Raw genomic sequence first — 18,962 nt, forward strand, 5'->3', positions numbered from 1 at the left:
CTGCGTCAGCCAGCCTCTGCCCGATACTCCGGAACGGCGTCCTTCAGGATCGCCACCACCACATCGTGCTGATCGGCCGCGATGGCACTGAGCAAGGCCGCCAGCCACGACTTGAGCGTCGGCAGCGGCAGTTCGTGCGGCCGCGCCGCGAGAATGCCGGCAATGCCGATCTCGCTGGTGGGCTCCTGCTTGGCAAACAGAATCTCGTTGAGCCGCTCGCCAGGACGCACGCCGGTGAAAACGATGTCGATGTCGTAGCCCGGCTGCAGTCCCGACAGCCGGATCATGCGATCGGCGAGATCGACGATCTTGACCGGCTGCCCCATGCTCAGCACGTAGACCGAAGCATCGGAGTGCTGCGCATTCATCGCATGGGTCGCAGCGGTGACCACGAGATCGCAGGCCTCGCGGATGGTCATGAAGTAGCGCACCATGTCGGGATGGGTCACGGTCACCGGGCCGCCGGCCTCGATCTGCGCCTTGAACTTCGGCACCACCGAGCCGTTCGACGCCAGCACGTTGCCGAACCGCACCGAGATCAGCCGCATCGGCGACTTGGCGTCACAGCCGCTGGAGGCGTCGCCGTCGAGTGCCTGGCAGTACATTTCGGCGAAGCGCTTGGTGAGGCCGAGCATCGACACGGGCTCGATCGCCTTGTCGGTGGAGATCATCACCATGGCATCCGCGCCCGACGCCAGCGCCGCATCAGCGACGTTGACCGAGCCGAAGATGTTGGTCTTGACGCCCTCGCCCCAGTCGCGCTCCAGAATCGGGACATGCTTCAACGCCGCCGCATGAAACACGACGTCCGGCTTGAATGCGATCATCAGCTGATGGATGCGCTCGCGATCGCGGACATCGGCAATATGGCCGTCAACGACCGCGCCGGTGACCTTGGTCGACAGCTTCTCCATAGCGGCATGAAGTGCCGGCTCGGAGTTTTCAATGATCAGCAGCCGCGCCGCGCCGAAGGTGGTGACACGGTCGCAGATCTCATAGCCGATCGAGCCACCGCCGCCGGTCACGACAACCGACTTGCCGCGCACGAAGGCTTCCAGCCGCGCGTAGTCGATCTTGACGCTGGGACGCAGCAGCAGGTCTTCCACGGCCACTGGCGCGAGTTGCGGCGTGTCCCGGCTTTCCTCCAGCGACGGCAACCGGCTAACCACGAGGCCAAGCTTCCGCGCCCGCATCAGGACGGCTTCGGGATGGGCCTCATCCGTGAAGGCCGAAGGCGTCATCACCACGCGCTCGATCGGTCGGCTGCGGTTGGCAAAGTCCTCGACCACATTCTGCAGGTCGTCGATCCCGCCCAGCACGGGAACGCCGCGGATGGTCTGGCCGCGATCCGACATCGCAGGCGACAGAATCCCGACCGGCCACAGCCGCTTGACCGCGCCGCTCTCGATGCCGCGCAGGAAGACCTCAACATCCGCAGCGCGGCCGATCAGCAAGGTCGGTGCGGCATCCATCGCGCGCGCCTGGTTGCGCGTGCGCGTGTAGCGAAAGTAGCGATAGGTCAGCCGCGATCCACTGAGAAAGAAGATTTCGATGAACCAGTAGATGATGATCGTCGTCTTGCCCAAGAAGAACGTGCCGTAGACGTTCGGGGCGAGGAAAATATAGTCCAGCACCAGCAGCGCGACCGACATCACGGTGGCGGCGCGGATGATATTGAACAGGTCGGGGACCGAAATGAAGCGCCACTTGGTGGTCGTCAGCTGGAACATGTAGCAGACGAAAAAACTGAAGACGACGAAATAGGGCAGAATCGTCAACAGCAACGGCAGCCGGTCCCACAGGTTTTCGCCGTCGAAACGCAGCATGAAACTCAGGACCACAGCCGCCGCGGTCGCGCCTGCGTCGTGAATCGCAATCAGCCAGTTTCGCCAGGTAAACGCAAAAATACGGGCCATCAATGTGCCAACGATCGTGAGATTGGGATGAGTGTCATCTTTGGTCTCCGCGAGCGCGGTTGACCAGGGATGTCGTGCTGTGGCCCTGCAGGATGTCGACCAGCACAACCTCCCCGCCGTTGGCGTCAACGACCTCGTGCCCGACCACCTGCTCACGGGTGTAGTCGCCGCCCTTGACCAGCACGCTCGGCCGGATCTGCGTGATCAACTTCAGCGGGGTATCCTCTTCGAAGATGACGACGAGATCGACCGCCTCCAGCGCCGCCAGCACCTCCGCACGCGAACGCTCGTCCTGCACGGGCCTGTCCTGGCCCTTCAATCGCTTCACCGACGCGTCGCTGTTGAGACCGACGATCAGCCGGTCGCAGGTGGCCCGCGCGGCGGTTAGCACCTTGACGTGGCCGGGGTGTAGAATGTCGAAACAGCCATTGGTGAAGCCGATGCGCAGCTCGGCCTTGCGCCATTCCTGCAGCCTTGCATCGAGATCGCCCGGCGCCATGGCGATCTTGTCCTCGGCAGCGAGAAACGCATCGGGCAGCATCCTGCGCCGCAGTTCAGCAAGGGTCACGATCGCGGTGCCCTTCTTGCTGACCGCGACCGCGGCCGCCGCCGTCGCGGTGCGCAAAGCGGTCTCCCAGTCGGCGCCAGCCGCCAGCGTCACCGCAAGCATCGCCGCCACCGTATCACCGGCACCGGAGACGTCGCGCACCTTGGCCGGCAACGCCGGCACGTGGATCGGCTCGCCGCCGCGCGGCACCAGCGTCATGCCATGCTCGCTCTGCGTCACCAGCATGGCTTCGCAGTCCGCCAGCAGCATCGCCTCCTGAGCTGCCGTCGCGATGCCTGCTTCGCTGCCGGCACGGCTGCGGGTGGCCTCAGAAAATTCCTTGCGGTTCGGCGTCAGCAGCGTGGCGCCGCGATAGATCGCGAAATTGGCGCTCTTCGGATCGACAATCACCCGCTTGCCGAGTTTCTTCGCGGCGTCGATGACGTTGCGGATCACCCGCGCCGTCAGCACGCCCTTGGCATAGTCCGACAGCAGCACGATATCGGCGCGCGCAAGCTGCGGCAGGATCGTATCGATCAGTTGCTGTTCGATGGCTGCGGCGGCCGGCGCCGCCAATTCCCAGTCGGCGCGCAGCATATGGGTCGAGAAATGTTCCGACACGAAGCGCACCTTGCGCGTGGTCGGCCGCTGAGGGTCGACGATCAGCAGCGTCTCGATCAGGCTCTCCTGCGCCAGTGTCTCCTTGAGGGTTGCGCCGGCAAGGTCGTCGCCGACCAGTCCGACGAAGATGCAGCGCGCGCCGAGCGCCGCGATATTGCGCGCCACATTGCCTGCGCCGCCGATATTGATCTCGCTGCGCTGGACCGCGATCACCGGCGCCGGCGCTTCCGGCGAGATCCGCGAGACCTCGCCATAGACGAATTCGTCGAGCATGAGGTCGCCGACGCACAGCACGGTCTGGCGGACGATCGCATGCGACAGGGCGTCAAAATCGAACATCAAGCTGTTACCTGTGGCACGTTCAGCGGAAGCGATCGGGCTGGTCGAGGAAGCCCCGGACGTATTGATCGACCGCATCCTCCAGCGAGGTGAAGCCGCCGTTATAGCCGGCCCCGCGCAAGCGATCACCATCGCTTTGCGTGAAATACTGGTAACTGCCGCGGATCTGCTCGGGCATGTCGACATAGGCGATGTTCGGCTTGCTGCCGAGCGCGCTGTAGGCGGCGAGCATCATGTCCCTGAAGCTGCGCGCCGTGCCGGTGCCGACATTGAACAGCCCGCTTACCGACGGCGTCGCCAGCAGCCAGGTCATCACCCGCACCACGTCGTCCACATAGATGAAATCGCGGCGCTGGTCGCCGTCGGCGATGCCGTCGCGATGCGACTTGAACAGCTCGATCGTGCGGCCGGCCTTGATGTCATCGAAGCGCTTGGTCAGCACGCTCATCATGCCGCCCTTGTGATACTCGTTGGGACCAAACACGTTGAAGAATTTCAGGCCGGCCCATTGCGGCGGCAGTTTTTCGCCGCGGGCCGCGCGCTCCGCCACCGCCATGTCGAACAGATGCTTGCTCCAGCCATAGAGATTCATCGGCCGCAGCGCCTTCAGCGCGGTCAACGACGCATCGTCGCGAAATCCCTGGGCGCCGTCGCCATAGGTCGAGGCCGACGAGGCGTAGATCAGCGGCGTCGCACTGGCCGTGCACCAGTCGAGCAGGCGCATCGACAGGCGAAAATTGGTCTCGATGACTAAGTCGCCATCGGTCGCCGTGGTCTCCGAGATCGCACCAAGGTGGATCACGGCATCGAGCTTGCGGCCCTGCAGCCAGCCCATCAGTTCGGCCGGCGGCACGATATCGGCCAGCTGGCGCTTGGCGAGATTGCGCCATTTGCCGTCGTGCCCGAGCACGTCACAGACGGCCACGTCCGTGCGGCCGGCGTCATTCAGCGCGGCCACGACATTCGATCCGATAAAACCGGCTCCTCCGGTCACCAGCAGCATGGAATCCCCGAACTGATTGTGCGCCGCCACCTTTGCCCCAGTCGCGCCCGGCAGGCAACTTGGACCGCCGCGAGGCCTGCGCCGCCGACGGCTTGGTCTCGATGTGACTTTACCCGCCTGCGGGGAGCAGGTACCGACAAGACGTCGTTTGCCAACAGCGAATTCATTAAATTATGAATATAAATTCAACACATGACGGCGCCGCGGGGGCGAGGCGGACGACACGAGTCCGATTCTGATCGTGCCCTATATGTGGATCGGCGACTTCGTCCGCGGGCACACGGTGGTGCGGCTGCTCAAGCAGCGCTGGCCGAATCGCCCGGTGGACATCCTGGTGAATTCCCAGGTCGCCTCGCTGGTCGATTATATGCCCGGGGTGCGGGCCGGGGTGCTCTGGGACCTGCCGCGCCGCCGGTTGGCGCTGGCCAAGCAGTGGGAACTGGCGGCGAAACTGCGAGCCCGGCACTACCGGACGGTGCTGGTGATGCCGCGGACGTGGAAGTCCGCCCTCGCCCCGGCGCTGGCCGGTATCCCGGAACGGATCGGCTTTGTCGGCGAGTTCCGCTTCGGCCTGCTCAACCGCTGGCGCTGGGGCGAGAAGGCCCTGCCCCGCATGATCGACAAAAAGGGCGCGCTGGCACTGCCGGAGGGGCGACCCCGCCCGCGGAATGGCCGGTTCCGCAGTTGCAGGTACCCGCCGACGAGATCGCCCGCTGGCGCCTCGCCAACGGCCTCGGCAACGGTCCTGCCGTGGCGCTGGGGCCCGGCTCGGTCGGCCCGTCCAAGCGCTGGAGCTGGTATGCCGAGGCGGCAAAACTGCTGGCCGAGCGCGGGCTGGACGTCTGGGTCATCGGCGGCCCCGGAGAAAAGGCGCTGGCGGACGAGATCGTTGCCACCGGCGGCCCCAGGGTGCGGGATCTGACCGGGACCGACCTGCGCAACGGCGTGGTGGCAATGGCCGCGGCGGGCGTCGCGGCGACCAACGATTCCGGCCTGATGCATATCGCCGCCGCTGCGGGCACGCCGACGATCGGCATCTTCGGCCCGACCAGCCCGCATCTGTGGGGCCCGCTCAATCCCCTAGCCGCCACCATCCAGACCAAGACCGTGGTGCCGTGCCAGCCCTGCCACAGGCCGGTCTGCACCATGAACAACCATGCCTGCATGCGCGACATTCCAGCCATCGAGGTGGCCGACATCACCGCCAGCGTGCTGGCCGAAGCCACCGCGCGACTGGCGCACTGATCCTGCCGGTCGCGCTTGCGCCGATCCGGCCCGGCCGCTACCAGAACCTCGCAATCAACCGGGACACTGCCGTGAACCACGATCCGATCGCCGCTCATTTCGAACAATCGCGCGCCGCGATGGAGCGCGCCGCCGGCGATCCCGCTTTGCTGGCAATATGCCACACCATTGCCGGCGTGATCGTCGCGGCGCTGCGCGCCGGCAACAAGGTGCTGCTGATCGGCAATGGCGGCAGTGCCGCCGATGCCCAGCACATCGCCGCCGAGATCGTCGGCCGCTACAAACTGAATCGCCCCGGCTGGGCCGCGATCGCACTGACCACCGACACGTCGGCATTGACCTCGATTGCCAACGACTACGGCTTCGAACAGGTTTTCGCGCGCCAGGTCGAAGGCCTCGGCCGAAGCGGCGACGTGCTGCTGGCCCTGTCCACGTCCGGCAAGTCGCCGAACATTCTGGCCGCGCTGCGCAAGGCGCGCGCCATGGGAATCGTCACGGTCGGCCTTACCGGCACCAAAGGCGATGCGATGCACGCCGACTGCGATCATCTGCTGGTGTCACCGAGCGACGACACGCCCGTGGTCCAGCAGATCCATCTCGCGGCCGCGCACGGTATCTGCGACGAAGTGGAGCGCGCGCTGGTGGCCAGGACCGACGCGACATGAGCGGCAGCGCCATCTCCCGGCCCGCCGCCTTCCTCGACCGCGACGGCGTGATCAATCATGACGACGGCTACATGGGCACGGCGGACCGCATCCGCTGGATGCCGAATGCGGCCAGGGCCATCCGACGCCTCAACGACGCCGGCTATTTTGTCTTCCTGTTTTCCAACCAGTCCGGCGTGGCGCGCGGCTACTTCACCGAGGACGAGTTGCTCACCTTGTTCGGCTGGATGCGCGCCGAACTGAAGGCGCAGGGCGCGGTCATCGACGACATCCGCTATTGCCCGCATCACCCCGCGGGATCGGTCGCCGGCTATCTCGAGGATCACCACTGGCGCAAACCGAGCCCCGGCATGATCCTCGATTTGATGCAGCACTGGCCGGTGCAGCACGCGGGCAGTTTTGTGATCGGCGACCGCGCCACCGATATCGAGGCCGCCACCGCCGTCGACCTGCCGGGCTATCTGTTTGCCGGCGGCGATCTCGACGCATTTGTCGCCGACATTCTCACGGGTCAGGTCAGCGTGCGATAGACCGCAGCAATCCCGGCGGCCTCGGCATCGAGACTGAATTTGTCCAGCACGCGCTGACGCCCGCGGGCGCCCATCGCTGCAGCCTTGGCGGGATCGCACAGCAGCGGCCCCAGCGCGACCGCCAGGGCATCGGCATCGTCGATTGGCACCAGCACGCCGGTGACGCCGTCATCGACCACCAGTTCCGCCGCACCGGCGCGCGTCGCAACCAGCGCAGCGCCGGCCGCCATGGCCTCGATCAGCGTCAGCCCAAATCCCTCGTTGCGCGAGGTGAAGGCGTAGATCGTCAATCTCTGATACCAGCGCTGCACCTCCGCGATCGGCAATTCGCCGGTGATGACGATGCGCGACTGCAGTCCGGCTGCGGCGATCTGCCGGCGCAGTTCATCGGCAAAGCCGGCCTGATCCGGCTTGATCTCACCGACGATGACCGCGGTGAAATCAGGATAGAGCGGCAGTAGCCGGCACATCGCCGCGACAAACAGATCGGTTCCCTTCTGGGCGCGGACCCGTCCGAAGCAGCCGATCGCATGGCGTCCCGGCAATCCGGTTTCCGCGAAGGCTGCCGCGCGATCCGCGGGCGGCGCATAAGTTTCCGCATCGACGCCGTGGGTGACGACAACCGAGGGCACCTTCAGATAGGAGGCAGAGACCGTGCTGGTTGCGATGATGGCGTCCATCCGGCGGATCAGCCAGCGCGTGATCCAGGTGTGATGGCGCTGCGCCGCCGAGGTGAACACCAGTTTCAGTGGCCAGCCGAGCGCCTTCAGCAGCACGCCGACGATCATCTCGTTGTTGCGTCGGGCGTGCCAGATCAGCGGCGTCGAGCGGCGCCACAACCTCAGAAGGTCGGCCGCGCCCATCCGCTCAATGCCGTCCGGCGCGTCGGAACCCAGCCAGGCGGCGCGAAACATCCTGGCCAGCCTGGGAGCGACCATGCGGTTGGTCGCGGTCACGCCGGAGTAACGCCAGTGCAGATTGGTGACGATCAGCTGCAGTTTCTGCCCTGATTGATGATCGATCGGCACCCGCAGCTCCATTTTGATGCAGTCCCTATACGCAACATTAAGCATAGTCGCCAGTTGGGCGGCACGGAAACCCACTCTTCATCCCGGAGAGGATAGCTTTGCAAGCGAAAGGTGGGTGAGTTGATGACCATTCTCGTGACTGGCGGCGCCGGCTACATTGGAAGTCATATGGTCTACGCGCTGGTGGAAGCCGGCGAAGACGTCGTCGTGATCGACAACCTGGCCACCGGCTTCTCCACCTCGCTGCCAGAGGGCGTGCCGTTGTTCATCGGCGATGCAGCCGACGAGAACCTGGTCATGGGCGTCGTCGCCGCACATGGCGTCGATGCCATCATCCATTTCGCCGGCTCGGTGGTGGTGCCGGATTCGATGCGCGATCCGCTCGACTATTACCGCAACAACACCATGACCACGCGCAGCCTGCTCAGTGCTGCCGTGAGATCCGGCGTCAAGCGCTTCATCTTCTCGTCGACCGCGGCGGTCTACGGCAATCCCGACCAGATGCCGGTCAGCGAAGAGATGCCGACACGGCCCCTGTCGCCCTACGGTTCGTCGAAGCTGATGAGCGAGATCATGCTGCACGATGCCGCCCGGGCTCACGGCCTCGACTTTGTCGTGTTGCGCTACTTCAACGTCGCCGGCGCCGATCCGCAGGCGCGCACCGGGCTCGCCACCATGGGGGCCACGCATCTGCTGAAGATCGCCGTCGAGGCGGCGACCGGGCAGCGTGCCAAGATCGACGTGTTCGGCACCGATTATCCGACGCCGGACGGCAGCTGCATCCGCGACTTCATCCATGTCAGCGACCTCGCCCAGGCGCATCGCGCGGCGTTGGCCTATCTCGAATGCGACGGACCCTCGACCACGCTGAATTGCGGCTATGGCCGCGGCTATTCGGTGCTGGAGACCATCGAAGCCGTGCGGCGCGTCTCCGGCCGCAATTTTGCGGTTCAGGAGGGCCCGCGCCGGCCCGGCGACATCGTGACCATGATTGCCGATACCTCCCGGATCTCGCTCGACCCTGGACTGGACGCCGCGCTACGACGATCTCGACACCATAGCGGCGCATGCGCTGGCCTGGGAGGAGAAGCTGGCCCGCGAACGGACGGGCGGCGACATGCTGGCCCGATCGGCCTGAAAGGCCCCCAGTAAAGCCGACCGCAAACCGGATTTTGGCTTGAAATACCTGCCCATAGCGGGCAATGAGACGGCTGTTTCGCAAGCCAATACTGACGCCGGGCAATCCCTGCTTTGGCGTCAGGGGAACGCGGATGGCCGATATTCCTCGTAAAATTACCGACGATCCCACCGGCGCCTGGGTGGTCATCCGCCGCCTGTTGATGGAACAGGCCGCCGTGCACTGGCGCCGCTATGTCATGGCGTTCGCGCTGATGGCGATCTCCGCAGGCACCACCGCCGGCGCCGCGCAAATGCTCGGCGAGGTCATCAACCAGGCCTATATCGACAAGAGCATCCCGCGCATCGCCCTGTTCTCAGGCATCGTGGTGCTGATCTTCCTGGTCAAGGGCGTGGCGACCTACGGCCAGACCGTGATCCTGTCGCAGATCAGCAATGCGATCCTCGCCAACAACCAGCGCCGGCTGTTCGCCAAGCTGATGAGCGAATCGATCGGCTTCTTCTCGGCGCGGCACTCCTCGGAATTCCTCGCCCGGCTCAACGCCGGCGCCGCTTCGGTGACGCAGGTGCTGAGCCTGCTGATCAACGCGGTCGGCCGCGACCTGCTGACGCTGATCGCCCTCATCGGCGTCATGCTGATGCAGGATCCCTATATGGCGCTGTTCGGCTTCCTGATCGCGCCGCCGGCGATGCTGATGCTGCGCAAGCTGGTGAAGCGCATCAAGGGCCTCGCCCGCAACCAGTTCACCGGCACCGCCGACATCATGGAGACCATGCAGGAATCGCTGCAGGGCATCCGCACCGTCAAGGCGTTCACGCTCGAGCAGACCATGCTGGAACGCATGGAAGCCAGCATCGCCGCGGTGGAGCGCAACGCCAACAAGATGGCGCGGGTGTCGAACCGCTCCAGCCCGATCATGGAAACGCTGGGCGGCCTGGCCATCGCCGGCTCGCTGATGTATGGCGGCTATGCCGTGGTGGCGATGGGCGCCAAGCCCGGCCAGTTCTTTTCCTTCGTCACCGCCTTCCTGCTGGCCTATGAGCCGGCCAAACGGCTGGCGCGACTCAACATCGACCTGCATTCCAGCCTGATCGGCGCCCGCATGCTGCTGGAGATCGTCGACAGCCCGGCCTCCGAACCCAATGACGACGACAAGCCGGCGCTGGCGCTCACCGACGCCCGCGTCGAACTGCGCGACGTCTCGTTCCGCTACCGGCCCAACGAGCTGGTGCTGAACCGCATGAGCTTCGTCGCCGAGCCCGGCAAGGTGACGGCGCTGGTCGGCCCGTCCGGCGGCGGCAAGTCCACGGTGCTGGCGCTGCTGCTGCGGCTTTACGAGGTCACCGACGGCGACATCGTCATCGACGGCCAGTCGATATCGGGCGTCTCGCGCCGCTCGCTGCGCCAGCAGACCGCCTATGTCGGCCAGGACGTCTATCTGTTCCGCGGCACCATCAGGGAGAACATCGCCTTCGGCAAGGTCAACGCCAGCGAGAGCGAGATCGTCGCGGCGGCCAAGGCGGCCTGCGCGCATGATTTCATCATGGGCTTTCCGCTGGGTTACGACACCCCGGTCGGCGAGCACGGCGCGCAGCTGTCCGGCGGACAGCGCCAGCGCGTCGCCATTGCCCGCGCGCTGGTCAGGAATGCGCCGATCATCCTGCTGGATGAAGCCACCGCGGCGCTGGATTCCGAATCCGAGAAGTCGGTGCAGGAAGCCATCGAGCATCTGTGCCGCAACCGCACCACCATCGTCATCGCCCATCGCCTGCACACCATCATGCATGCCGACGCCATCCTGGTGGTCGAGGGCGGCGAGATCGTCGAGCGCGGCCGCCACGACGACCTGCTGCGGCAAAGTGGCCGCTACGCCTCGTTCTTCAAGCTGCAGCACCGCGATGCCAGTCCGCTGGCGCCGCTCGATGCCCCGGCATAACACCGTGCCTTCTCTTCCTGCCGCCTGACAGCGGCATCCTGCCTTCCACACCAGCCCGAGAGCCGTCCATGACCGCATCCTTCGTTATCGCCCCTCCGCCGCAGGCCGCCATCGCCGTCCAGGGCGACGACAAGATGTTTCCGGTGCGCCGCACCTGGTGCGTCGGCCGCAACTATCTCGAGCACATCCGCGAACTCGGCAATGACGAGCGCAACCCTCCCTTCTTCTTCGCCAAGCATGCCGACATGATCGCGCCGGACGGCGCCACGATCCCCTACCCGACGCTGACCAAGGACATGCAGCACGAGGTCGAACTGATCGTGGCGCTGAAGAGCGGCGGCCTCAACATTCCCGCCGACAAGGCGCTCGACCATGTCTGGGGCTACGGCGTCAGCGTCGACCTGACCCGCCGCGACCTGCAGACCATCTCGCGCAAGAAAGAGCAGCCCTGGGAGATCGGCAAGTCGTTCGACATGTCGGCGCCATCAGGCGCGCTGGTGCCGGCTGCCAAGGTCGGCCATCCGTCGAAAGGCAAGATCTGGCTGTCGGTCAACGGCACCGAACGGCAGAAGGGCGACCTCTCCGAGATGATCTGGAACATCGCCGAGATCATCGCAAAACTGTCGCTCCAGGTCGAACTCGGCGCCGGCGACGTCATCCTCACCGGCACGCCGGCCGGCGTCGCCGCGTTGCAGCCCGGCGACAAGGTGGAATGCGGCGTCGACGGCATCGGCACGCTGAAGTTTGCCATCGGCCAGCCGAAGTAAGCGAGGCTTTCTCTGTTCCCCGGACGCGGTGCACTGCGCCGCGCTTGCGCGGCGTGGTGCGCCGCAGATCCGGCCCAGCTTGTGGACCAAGCAAGGTGGCCGGATCTGCGCAGCAGCGTGGCGGCGATGCTCTGCATCGCCTGCGCTGCAGCGCGTCCGGGACACGAGAAGTCCGCCCGCATGCGACGCGTGGTTTCGATTCCCTAATTCAATTGTCAAACAGCCAAGCAACTACAATCCCGCGACGCTTGCGCGCCCGGGCTGTGCTGCATTCCCTTGCCCCCTCGAAATCGAGAGGTCGCGCGGAACGCCGGGTGCCCGATGCACCCATGGGCTTGTGCGCAAAGTATAGTAAGCGCACAAGGCTTGCCACGGTCACACCGGGAAACAGCCCGGCGTTCCGCGCGCAGTGGTGTTAACGGCTTATTGCGTGCTCTCCCCGGCGGCCGACACGGTTTCTCGTCGCCGTCGCTTCCGGTTGAGGGTGTTCCACGGACGGGTTGCCGCGGACTCTCCACCGGGCTTGGTGCTCACGCGGGGCACCAGGACCACACGCCTTCGCCGTCCGCGCAGCGCTGTCGTCTGCGCTTCCTTCAGTTCTCACTGGCCATTCTGGCGAGCCCTGAACCGAATTCCGCGCCTGACGCTGCCGCGTCCACCGCACCCCGCCCCGCGAACCTGACGATCGCGATACGCCCCTCTCGGTGGGACGGGATGCGATGGATTATAAACCTAAACCGATTTCCGTCAAGATGGGGCTAGGAAAAAATATCGCAGTTCGAGTTGGGGTCCGTTCCCCGGACGCGGTGCACCACGCCGCGCAGGCGCGGCGCAGTGTACCGCGTCCGGGGCCCAGCTTGTTGACATCAAGCAAGCTGGGTCCCTGGGTCTGCGCAGCAGCACCGGCGATGCTGCGCATCGCCGGTGCTGCTGCGCGCCCGGGACACGGAGCAAACTGTCGCGCGCCGGGAAAACGGAGAGTAGCGGCGCGCTCCGCATCAATACCGCACCTCCGGAAACCGGCGACCACCGCAACATTCCGGTGACTTGCCGTGGCACGATGCTTGTATCCACCCGGGAACTCGCATTCAATTCCACATCGCATTTGCATCACCAAGAGGCTCCCATGACCACAGCCGTCCATCCGGTCGATGAAATCCTGCCAACCCCTCGCCTGCTCGCGCTCGGCCTGCAGCATGTGCTGGTGATGTATGCCGGCGCGGTGGCGGTGCCGCTGATCATCGGGCGCGCGCTGAAACTGCCGCCGCAGGACGTGGCCTTCCTGATCTCCGCCGACCTGTTCGCCTGCGGCCTCGCCACTCTGGTGCAGTGCATCGGCTTTCCCGGCGTCGGCATTCGCCTGCCTGTCATGATGGGCGTCACCTTCGCCTCGGTCGGCCCGATGCTGTCGATGGCGGCGTCGCCGGAAATCGGCCTGCTCGGCATCTACGGTTCGGTGATATCAGCCGGCATCTTCGCCATCCTGGTCGCGCCGTTCATCAGCCGGATGCTGCCGCTGTTTCCGCCGGTGGTAACCGGCACCATCATCATGGTGATCGGCATCTCGCTGATGCGCGTCGGTATCAACTGGGCCGGTGGCGGATTGCCGACCCTGACCAAGGTGGTCGACGGCGTCCCCGGTGCGTTCCCCAATCCCGGCTACGGGCAATTGCAGGGCCTCGGCATCGCGCTGTTCGTGCTGCTGGTGATCCTCGCGCTGATCAAATGGGGAAAGGGCTTCGTCGCCAACATCTCGGTGCTGCTCGGCATCATCGCCGGCGCCATTCTCGCCAGCGTGCTCGGCGTAATGCACTTCGAGAAGGTCGCCAGCGCGCCATGGGCCGACATCGTGACCCCGTTCCACTTCGGCATGCCGCAATTCCATCTCGTGCCGATCATCACCATGTGCATCGTGATGATCGTGGTGATGATCGAATCCCTCGGCATGTTCCTGGCGCTGGGCGAGATCACCGGCAAAACCGTCGACCGTGACGCGCTGACCCGCGGCCTGCGCGCCGACGGCGTCGGTACCGTGCTGGGCGGCGTCTTCAACACCTTCCCTTACACGTCGTTCTCGCAGAATGTCGGCCTGGTCGGCGTCACCGGCGTGCGCTCGCGCTGGGTGACCATCGCCGGCGGCGCCATCATGCTGCTGCTCGGGTTGTTGCCGAAGATGGCGGCGCTGGTGGAGGCGGTGCCGCAGGTGGTGCTCGGCGGCGCAGGTCTCGTGATGTTCGGCATGGTGGCGGCCACCGGCGCGCGCATCCTCACCGCGGTGGATTTCAAGACCAACCAGCGCAACCTGTTCATCGTCGCCATCTCGGTCGGCTTCGGCCTGATCCCGCTGGTGTCGCCGAACTTCTTCAAGGCGCTGCCGCACGACCTGCATCCGCTGCTGGAATCCGGCATCCTGCTGTGCGCGCTGGTGGCGGTATTGCTGAATGCGTTCTTCAACGGCATCGGCAGCGCCGAGAAAGCCAAGGCGGAAGCTGCGGGCGTGGCGGCGACAGCGACGCATTGAGGGCTAACCTCTCCCCGCTTGCGGGGAGAGGTCGAAGGCGAGCGAAGCGGAGCCTTCGGGTGAGGGGAGCCAGAGAGACTCTCGGACTCCCCTCACCCGACGCGCCAAGCTATCGCTTGTCGCGCCACCCTCTCCCCGCAAGCGGGGCGAGGGAAGCAAGCGCCCTACTTCACCTTTGGCTCGAGCCCGCTCTTGGCGATCACCGGCGCGGCCTGGGCCGACGACAGGAAGGCGATCAATTCCTTCCCGGCGTCGGGCTGCGGCGCGGCGCTGGCGAGGCCGGCGGAGAATACCGTGACCTGCTGCAGGGCCGGCGGCAGCGGGCCGACGATGTCGATACCGTGCACAGGCTTCAGCTCGCTGATCTGCTGGAAGCCGATCTCGGCGGCGCCGCTGGCGACGATCTCGCCGACCGGCGTCGCCGGAATCTTGCGCGCCTTGTCCTTCATCTGCTCGGCGATGCCCAGCTTCTTGAACATCTCGGTGCTCACATAGACGCCGCTGGCGGAATCCGAATAGGCGATCGTCTTGCTCGCCAGCAATGCCGCCTTCAGCGTTTCCGGCGACGACAGGTCGGGCTTCGGCGCTCCGCTCTTGACCGCGACGCCGATCAGCGAGATCCGCCAGCGCCATGCGGCTGGCACTGACCACCTTCCCCTTGGCGGCAAGCTCGTCGAGCGCATAGCCGACCATGATCAGCACGTCGGCGGGCTCACCGCGCGACAGCCGCATGGGAATCGCCTGCGGCGTCTCGCCCATGGACGGCCCGTAGGCGGTGACCACGGTGTTTCCGGTGGCCTTCTCGAACGCCGGCACCAGTTCCTTGTAGGCCGCGGAGAAGCCGCCTGAGATCATCACATGGACCTCGGCGGCGAATGCGCCTTGGGCGCCGATGAATGAAATGGCTGCACCCAGCAGCGCATGAGTGATGCGACGCATGACGTTTCTCCCGCTTTTCTTGCATCGCGCCGCGACGGACGACGATGGCACCGCCACTGTGGCGATGCGTCGCAGGGTAGATGAGGATGGGGAGAGAGGCCATAGGGCCGTCTGTTGGAAGTTAAAATGACGTTGCGTGCAAGTGCCGCTCGTCACCCTCCCCTGGAGGGGAGGGTGAAAACTTCAGCTTCCGCGATACGTCGCATAACTCCACGGCGTCATCAGCAACGGCACGTGGAGATGGCCTTCGGGCTCGAACACGGAGAAGCGCAGCGGGATGATGTCGAGGAACGGCGGGTCGGACAGCGGCACATTGTTGGCGACGAAATGCGCGGCGGTGTGGAAGCGCAGCTCGTAACGGCCGATGGGCACCGGGCGACCGCCGATCAGCGGCGCATCGGTGCGGCCGTCGGCATTGGTCATGGTGCGGGCGATGATGCGGTTTTCGCCGAGGTCGGACAGTTCGATCAGCTCCACCGCGATGCCGGCCGCCGGCCTGCCGCCATGGGTATCGAGCACATGGGTCGACAGCCGGCCGTGCACCTTCAGCGGATGATCGCCGCTGACCAGCAGATCGGTGCGCAACGCCGCGATGCGGAAGATCTCAGTGAGCGACGCCGCCATCTCGGTGGCGGCATCGTTGGGCAGCCGTCGCTCGAAATCGCGCAGCACCGAGATCCTTGGTCTGGCGCCGCGCGCAGACGATATAGGGAAAGCCGAATTTTTCCCGGTAGGCGCTGTTGACGCGATCGAAGGCGGCATATTCGGCTTCCGACAGCCGGTCGAGGCCGAGGCTCCCCTGCTCGGCGTTGGATTCCGCCGTGAGGTCACTGGCTTTTTCGTCTTGTCGGCGAGATCGGGATGCACCCGGATCAGCGCCAGCCGCTGACCGGGCGCCGCCGCCTCGACCACGCTGCGCATCGCCGCGAACAGCTCCGTCACGCCGGCGAACGGCCGCTGCGCTGCGGCCGCTTCCGCGATCCACGGCGAGTATTCGAAGATGTTGGCCAGCGCCGCGACAAAATCGTCCTTGCTGCAGGCGTTCAGTTCGGCGATCGACTTCTGCGACATCGAAATTCCTATCCGACCTCGCGGGCGTCGGCGGCGAGATGCTTGAGATGGGCGTGCCAGTGTTCGGCGATCTGCAGCCGCGTCGGCACCCAGACCTTGTCGTGGCTGCCGATGTAGTCGAGGAAGCGGATCAGCGACGCGGCGCGGCCGGGACGGCCGACGACGCGGCAATGCAGGCCGACGGTCATCATCTTCGGCGCCGTCGCGCCTTCGGCATAGAGCACGTCGAAGGCGTCCTTCAGATAGGTGAAGAACTCATCGCCGCCGCCAAATCCCTGCGGATTGACGAAGCGCATGTCGTTGGCATCGAGACTGTAGGGGATCATCAGCTGCGGGCCGTTCGGCCCCTTGAGCCAGTACGGCAGGTCGTCGGCATAGGTGTCGCACAGATACATCAGGCCGCCTGCTTCCATCAGCAGGCGGTTGGTGTTGATGGAGCTGCGCCCGGTGTACCAGCCGAGCGGCGGAGCACCGGTGGCCTCGGTGTGGACGCGGATCGCCTCGGCGATTTCGGCGCGCTCCTCGACCTCCGACATGTCCTTGTGCTCGATCCATTTCAGGCTGTGGCTGGCGATATCCCAGCCGGCCTCCTGCATGGCCGCGACGATCTCCGGATTGCGCTTCAGCGCGGTGGCGACGCCGAACACCGTGGTCGGCATCCTGCGTTCGGTGAACATCCGCCACAGCCGCCAGAACCCGGCGCGCGAGCCATATTCGAACATCGATTCGATATTGGCGTGGCGCTGGCCCGGCCACGGCTGCGCGCCGAGCACGTCCGACAGGAAGGCTTCCGACGCGCGGTCGCCGTGCAAGATGTTGTTCTCGCCGCCTTCCTCGAAATTGACCACGAACTGCACCGCGATGCGGGCGCCGCCCGGCCATTGCGGATCGGGCGGATTGCGGCCGTAGCCGCGCAGATCGCGGGGATAGGCGGCGTCCGCCATCAGACGATCTCGAAGCGGACTTTTTGCGCGCCCTTCCACAGCACGGTCTTGCCCATAGCCGGCAGGTTCTCGAGGCCGGAGGTCAAAGTGATGAAATGGTTGCCGGCGAGCTGGCCCATCTTGCTGGCGAAATGCACGCCGCTATAGGCCAGCAGGATCTCGGTCTCGCTGATGCCGCCGGGATACAGGATGATGTGGCCGGGCGCGGGATAGGAAGTGTGGTTCTCGTAGCCGACGCCGAAATCGAGATCGCCGAGCGGCATCCACACGCCCTCGCCGCTCCAGCGCACATGGATGGCCTGGCTCTCGAACGGCATCGCCTTCTTGAAGGCAGCCACGGTCTTAGGCGCCAGTTCCTCCTCGAACTTCGCGTTGAAGGAGAAGTCGCCGACATGGACAATGAGCTGGCTCATAAGGGGGTCTCGAATGCTGGGGAGATGGCGGCCGCGGGCAGCCGTCGATTGACGCGGGAACAATCCCGCCCGCGACGGGATTTGTCCAGACCCTAGCGCCTGCCCGGCAAAACAGCAAAACCCCGCCTGAAATATACGCTGTTGCGGGCCGCTCAAATCGGGTTTGTTCACAGCCCAGACGCACGCACAGGGAGCACCGGCATGAACGGATTGGGCGGCCTCAACAAATCGCCTGAGGGCGTGGTGATCGGGCTGGTGCAGTTGCAGCTCCCGGTGGTGGTAACCCGGCAGGACCTGGCGCGGCAGACCGACCGCATCGTGTATATGGTCGGCAAGGCGCGGCGCAATCTCGGCACCATGGACCTGGTGGTATTTCCGGAATATGCGCTGCACGGCCTGTCCATGGACACCAATCCGGACATCATGTGCCGGCTGGACGGGCCGGAAGTGGCGGCGTTCAAGCAGGCCTGCATCGACAATGCGATCTGGGGCTGCTTCTCCATCATGGAGTTCAACCCGGACGGCAATCCGTGGAATTCCGGCCTGATCATCGACGACCATGGCGACATCAAACTGTATTACCGCAAGATGCATCCGTGGATCCCGGTGGAGCCGTGGGAGCCCGGCAATCTCGGCATCCCCGTGATCGACGGCCCCCGCGGCGCGAAGCTGGCGCTGATCATCTGCCACGACGGCATGTTCCCGGAGATGGCGCGGGAATGCGCCTACAAGGGCGCCGAGATCATGATCCGCACCGCCGGCTACACCGCGCCGATCCGCGACAGCTGGCGCTTCACCAACCAGGCCAACGCATTCCAGAACCTGATGGTGACGGCGAACGTCTGTATGTGCGGCTCGGACGGCTCGTTCGACTCCATGGGCGAAGGCATGATCGTCAATTTCGACGGCAGCGTCATCGCTCACGGCACCACCGGCCGCGCCGACGAGATCATCAGCGCCGAGGTGCGCCCCGACCTGGTGCGCGAGGCGCGCATCCACTGGGGCGTCGAGAACAACATCTACCAGCTCTGGCACCGCGGCTATGTGGCGGTGAAGGGCGGCGCGATGGACTGCCCCTACACCTTCATGCAGGACATGGTGGCGGGGACATACCGGCTGCCGTGGGAGGACCAGGTCAAGGTCACCGACGGCACCTCATGCGGATTTCCTGAGCCGACACGGGTATTCACGGCGACGACTGCGAAGGCGGCGGAATAAACGCCACAGCCGTCATCCTGAGGCGCTCGCCCGCAGGGCGAGCCTCGAAGGATGAGGCCACAAGTGCCGAGCTTCCCGCCGCCGCCCTTCGAGGCGCGCAAGCGCGCACTCCTCAGGGTGA

The 18,962-nt window shown here is 65.4% G+C and carries 12 protein-coding genes and 4 pseudogenes; 8 read left to right on the plus strand and 8 right to left on the minus strand.

Annotated features, from left to right (window positions below; genetic code table 11):
• Window positions 1-5: 5 nt before the first annotated feature.
• Genes ONR75_RS23175 through rfaD form a run of 3 tightly spaced genes read right to left on the minus strand, consistent with a single transcriptional unit; the run spans window position 6 to window position 4,426 of the window.
• Window positions 6-1,916 (minus strand): nucleoside-diphosphate sugar epimerase/dehydratase, encoded by a 1,911-nt coding sequence (locus ONR75_RS23175; RefSeq protein ID WP_265079308.1) that lies wholly within the window; start codon window positions 1,914-1,916, stop codon window positions 6-8.
• Window positions 1,917-1,950: 34 nt separating this feature from the next.
• Entirely contained in the window at window positions 1,951-3,423 is a 1,473-nt protein-coding gene (gene rfaE1, locus ONR75_RS23180) for a D-glycero-beta-D-manno-heptose-7-phosphate kinase (protein ID WP_265079309.1), read from the minus strand.
• Window positions 3,424-3,445: 22 nt separating this feature from the next.
• Window positions 3,446-4,426 (minus strand): ADP-glyceromanno-heptose 6-epimerase, encoded by a 981-nt coding sequence (gene rfaD, locus ONR75_RS23185; protein WP_265083774.1) that lies wholly within the window; start codon window positions 4,424-4,426, stop codon window positions 3,446-3,448.
• 232 nt (window positions 4,427-4,658) lie between these two features.
• Between rfaD and waaF the strand changes: the two are divergent.
• The 3 genes and pseudogenes from waaF (at window position 4,659) to ONR75_RS23200 (ending at window position 6,866) form a co-directional block, all read left to right on the plus strand.
• Window positions 4,659-5,671: pseudogene (gene waaF / locus ONR75_RS23190) on the plus strand (lipopolysaccharide heptosyltransferase II).
• 71 nt (window positions 5,672-5,742) lie between these two features.
• The gene (locus tag ONR75_RS23195) at window positions 5,743-6,336 is read left to right on the plus strand and encodes a D-sedoheptulose 7-phosphate isomerase (protein ID WP_265079310.1); all 594 of its coding nucleotides are present in this window, start codon (window positions 5,743-5,745) and stop codon (window positions 6,334-6,336) included.
• Window positions 6,333-6,866, plus strand: coding sequence for a D-glycero-alpha-D-manno-heptose-1,7-bisphosphate 7-phosphatase (locus tag ONR75_RS23200; RefSeq protein WP_265079311.1), 534 nt, complete (start codon window positions 6,333-6,335; stop codon window positions 6,864-6,866). The genes ONR75_RS23195 and ONR75_RS23200 overlap by 4 nt, the downstream gene beginning before the upstream one ends.
• On the opposite strand, the gene ONR75_RS23205 is transcribed toward ONR75_RS23200, so the two are convergent.
• Window positions 6,848-7,906 carry a glycosyltransferase family 4 protein gene (locus ONR75_RS23205; protein WP_265079312.1) on the minus strand — a complete coding sequence of 353 codons (1,059 nt, stop codon included), beginning with the start codon at window positions 7,904-7,906 and terminating at the stop codon, window positions 6,848-6,850. The two genes, ONR75_RS23200 and ONR75_RS23205, sit on opposite strands and share 19 nt — an antisense overlap.
• A 111-nt stretch (window positions 7,907-8,017) precedes the next feature.
• Between ONR75_RS23205 and galE the strand changes: the two are divergent.
• From galE to ONR75_RS23225, 4 genes and pseudogenes are all read left to right on the plus strand, one after another.
• Window positions 8,018-9,032: pseudogene (gene galE, locus ONR75_RS23210) on the plus strand (UDP-glucose 4-epimerase GalE).
• 133 nt (window positions 9,033-9,165) lie between these two features.
• Entirely contained in the window at window positions 9,166-10,968 is a 1,803-nt protein-coding gene (locus ONR75_RS23215) for an ABC transporter ATP-binding protein (protein WP_265079313.1), read from the plus strand.
• Window positions 10,969-11,036: 68 nt separating this feature from the next.
• Window positions 11,037-11,735: a fumarylacetoacetate hydrolase family protein gene (locus ONR75_RS23220; RefSeq protein ID WP_265079314.1), complete on the plus strand. Its 699-nt coding sequence runs from the start codon at window positions 11,037-11,039 to the stop codon at window positions 11,733-11,735.
• A 1,126-nt stretch (window positions 11,736-12,861) separates the two neighbouring features.
• Entirely contained in the window at window positions 12,862-14,256 is a 1,395-nt protein-coding gene (locus tag ONR75_RS23225; RefSeq protein WP_265079315.1) for a nucleobase:cation symporter-2 family protein, read from the plus strand.
• 164 nt (window positions 14,257-14,420) lie between these two features.
• On the opposite strand, the pseudogene ONR75_RS23230 reads toward ONR75_RS23225, so the two are convergent.
• The 4 genes and pseudogenes from ONR75_RS23230 to ONR75_RS23245 form a co-directional block, all read right to left on the minus strand.
• Window positions 14,421-15,195 (minus strand): annotated as a pseudogene (locus ONR75_RS23230) (extracellular solute-binding protein).
• 183 nt (window positions 15,196-15,378) lie between these two features.
• Window positions 15,379-16,266 (minus strand): annotated as a pseudogene (gene uraD / locus ONR75_RS23235) (2-oxo-4-hydroxy-4-carboxy-5-ureidoimidazoline decarboxylase).
• 8 nt (window positions 16,267-16,274) lie between these two features.
• Complete coding sequence (gene puuE / locus ONR75_RS23240; RefSeq protein WP_265079316.1) at window positions 16,275-17,210, minus strand: allantoinase PuuE; 936 nt, start codon at window positions 17,208-17,210, stop codon at window positions 16,275-16,277.
• Entirely contained in the window at window positions 17,210-17,623 is a 414-nt protein-coding gene (locus ONR75_RS23245) for a DUF3830 family protein (protein WP_265079317.1), read from the minus strand. The genes puuE and ONR75_RS23245 overlap by 1 nt, the downstream gene beginning before the upstream one ends.
• 201 nt (window positions 17,624-17,824) lie before the next feature.
• Here ONR75_RS23245 and ONR75_RS23250 point away from each other — a divergent pair, with 201 nt between their 5' ends.
• On the plus strand, window positions 17,825-18,841 hold the full coding sequence (locus ONR75_RS23250) for a formamidase (RefSeq protein WP_265079318.1): 1,017 nt from the start codon (window positions 17,825-17,827) through the stop codon (window positions 18,839-18,841).
• Window positions 18,842-18,962 lie beyond the last annotated feature (121 nt).

It is taken from the genome of Rhodopseudomonas sp. P2A-2r (assembly GCF_026015985.1).
Classification (GTDB): Bacteria; Pseudomonadota; Alphaproteobacteria; order Rhizobiales; family Xanthobacteraceae; genus Tardiphaga.

What these genes read in the sequence shown, in the direction of transcription:
- ONR75_RS23225 (WP_265079315.1), top strand. Translation starts at nt 12,862, where the DNA reads ATGACCACAGCCGTCCATCCGGTCGATGAAATCCTGCCAACCCCTCGC.
- ONR75_RS23220 (WP_265079314.1), top strand. Translation starts at nt 11,037, where the DNA reads ATGACCGCATCCTTCGTTATCGCCCCTCCGCCGCAGGCCGCCATCGCC.
- ONR75_RS23205 (WP_265079312.1), bottom strand. Translation starts at nt 7,906, where the DNA reads ATGGAGCTGCGGGTGCCGATCGATCATCAATCAGGGCAGAAACTGCAG.
- ONR75_RS23175 (WP_265079308.1), bottom strand. Translation starts at nt 1,916, where the DNA reads ATGGCCCGTATTTTTGCGTTTACCTGGCGAAACTGGCTGATTGCGATT.
- ONR75_RS23245 (WP_265079317.1), bottom strand. Translation starts at nt 17,623, where the DNA reads ATGAGCCAGCTCATTGTCCATGTCGGCGACTTCTCCTTCAACGCGAAG.
- rfaD (WP_265083774.1), bottom strand. Translation starts at nt 4,426, where the DNA reads ATGCTGCTGGTGACCGGAGGAGCCGGTTTTATCGGATCGAATGTCGTG.
- puuE (WP_265079316.1), bottom strand. Translation starts at nt 17,210, where the DNA reads ATGGCGGACGCCGCCTATCCCCGCGATCTGCGCGGCTACGGCCGCAAT.
- ONR75_RS23215 (WP_265079313.1), top strand. Translation starts at nt 9,166, where the DNA reads ATGGCCGATATTCCTCGTAAAATTACCGACGATCCCACCGGCGCCTGG.
- ONR75_RS23200 (WP_265079311.1), top strand. Translation starts at nt 6,333, where the DNA reads ATGAGCGGCAGCGCCATCTCCCGGCCCGCCGCCTTCCTCGACCGCGAC.
- ONR75_RS23250 (WP_265079318.1), top strand. Translation starts at nt 17,825, where the DNA reads ATGAACGGATTGGGCGGCCTCAACAAATCGCCTGAGGGCGTGGTGATC.
- rfaE1 (WP_265079309.1), bottom strand. Translation starts at nt 3,423, where the DNA reads ATGTTCGATTTTGACGCCCTGTCGCATGCGATCGTCCGCCAGACCGTG.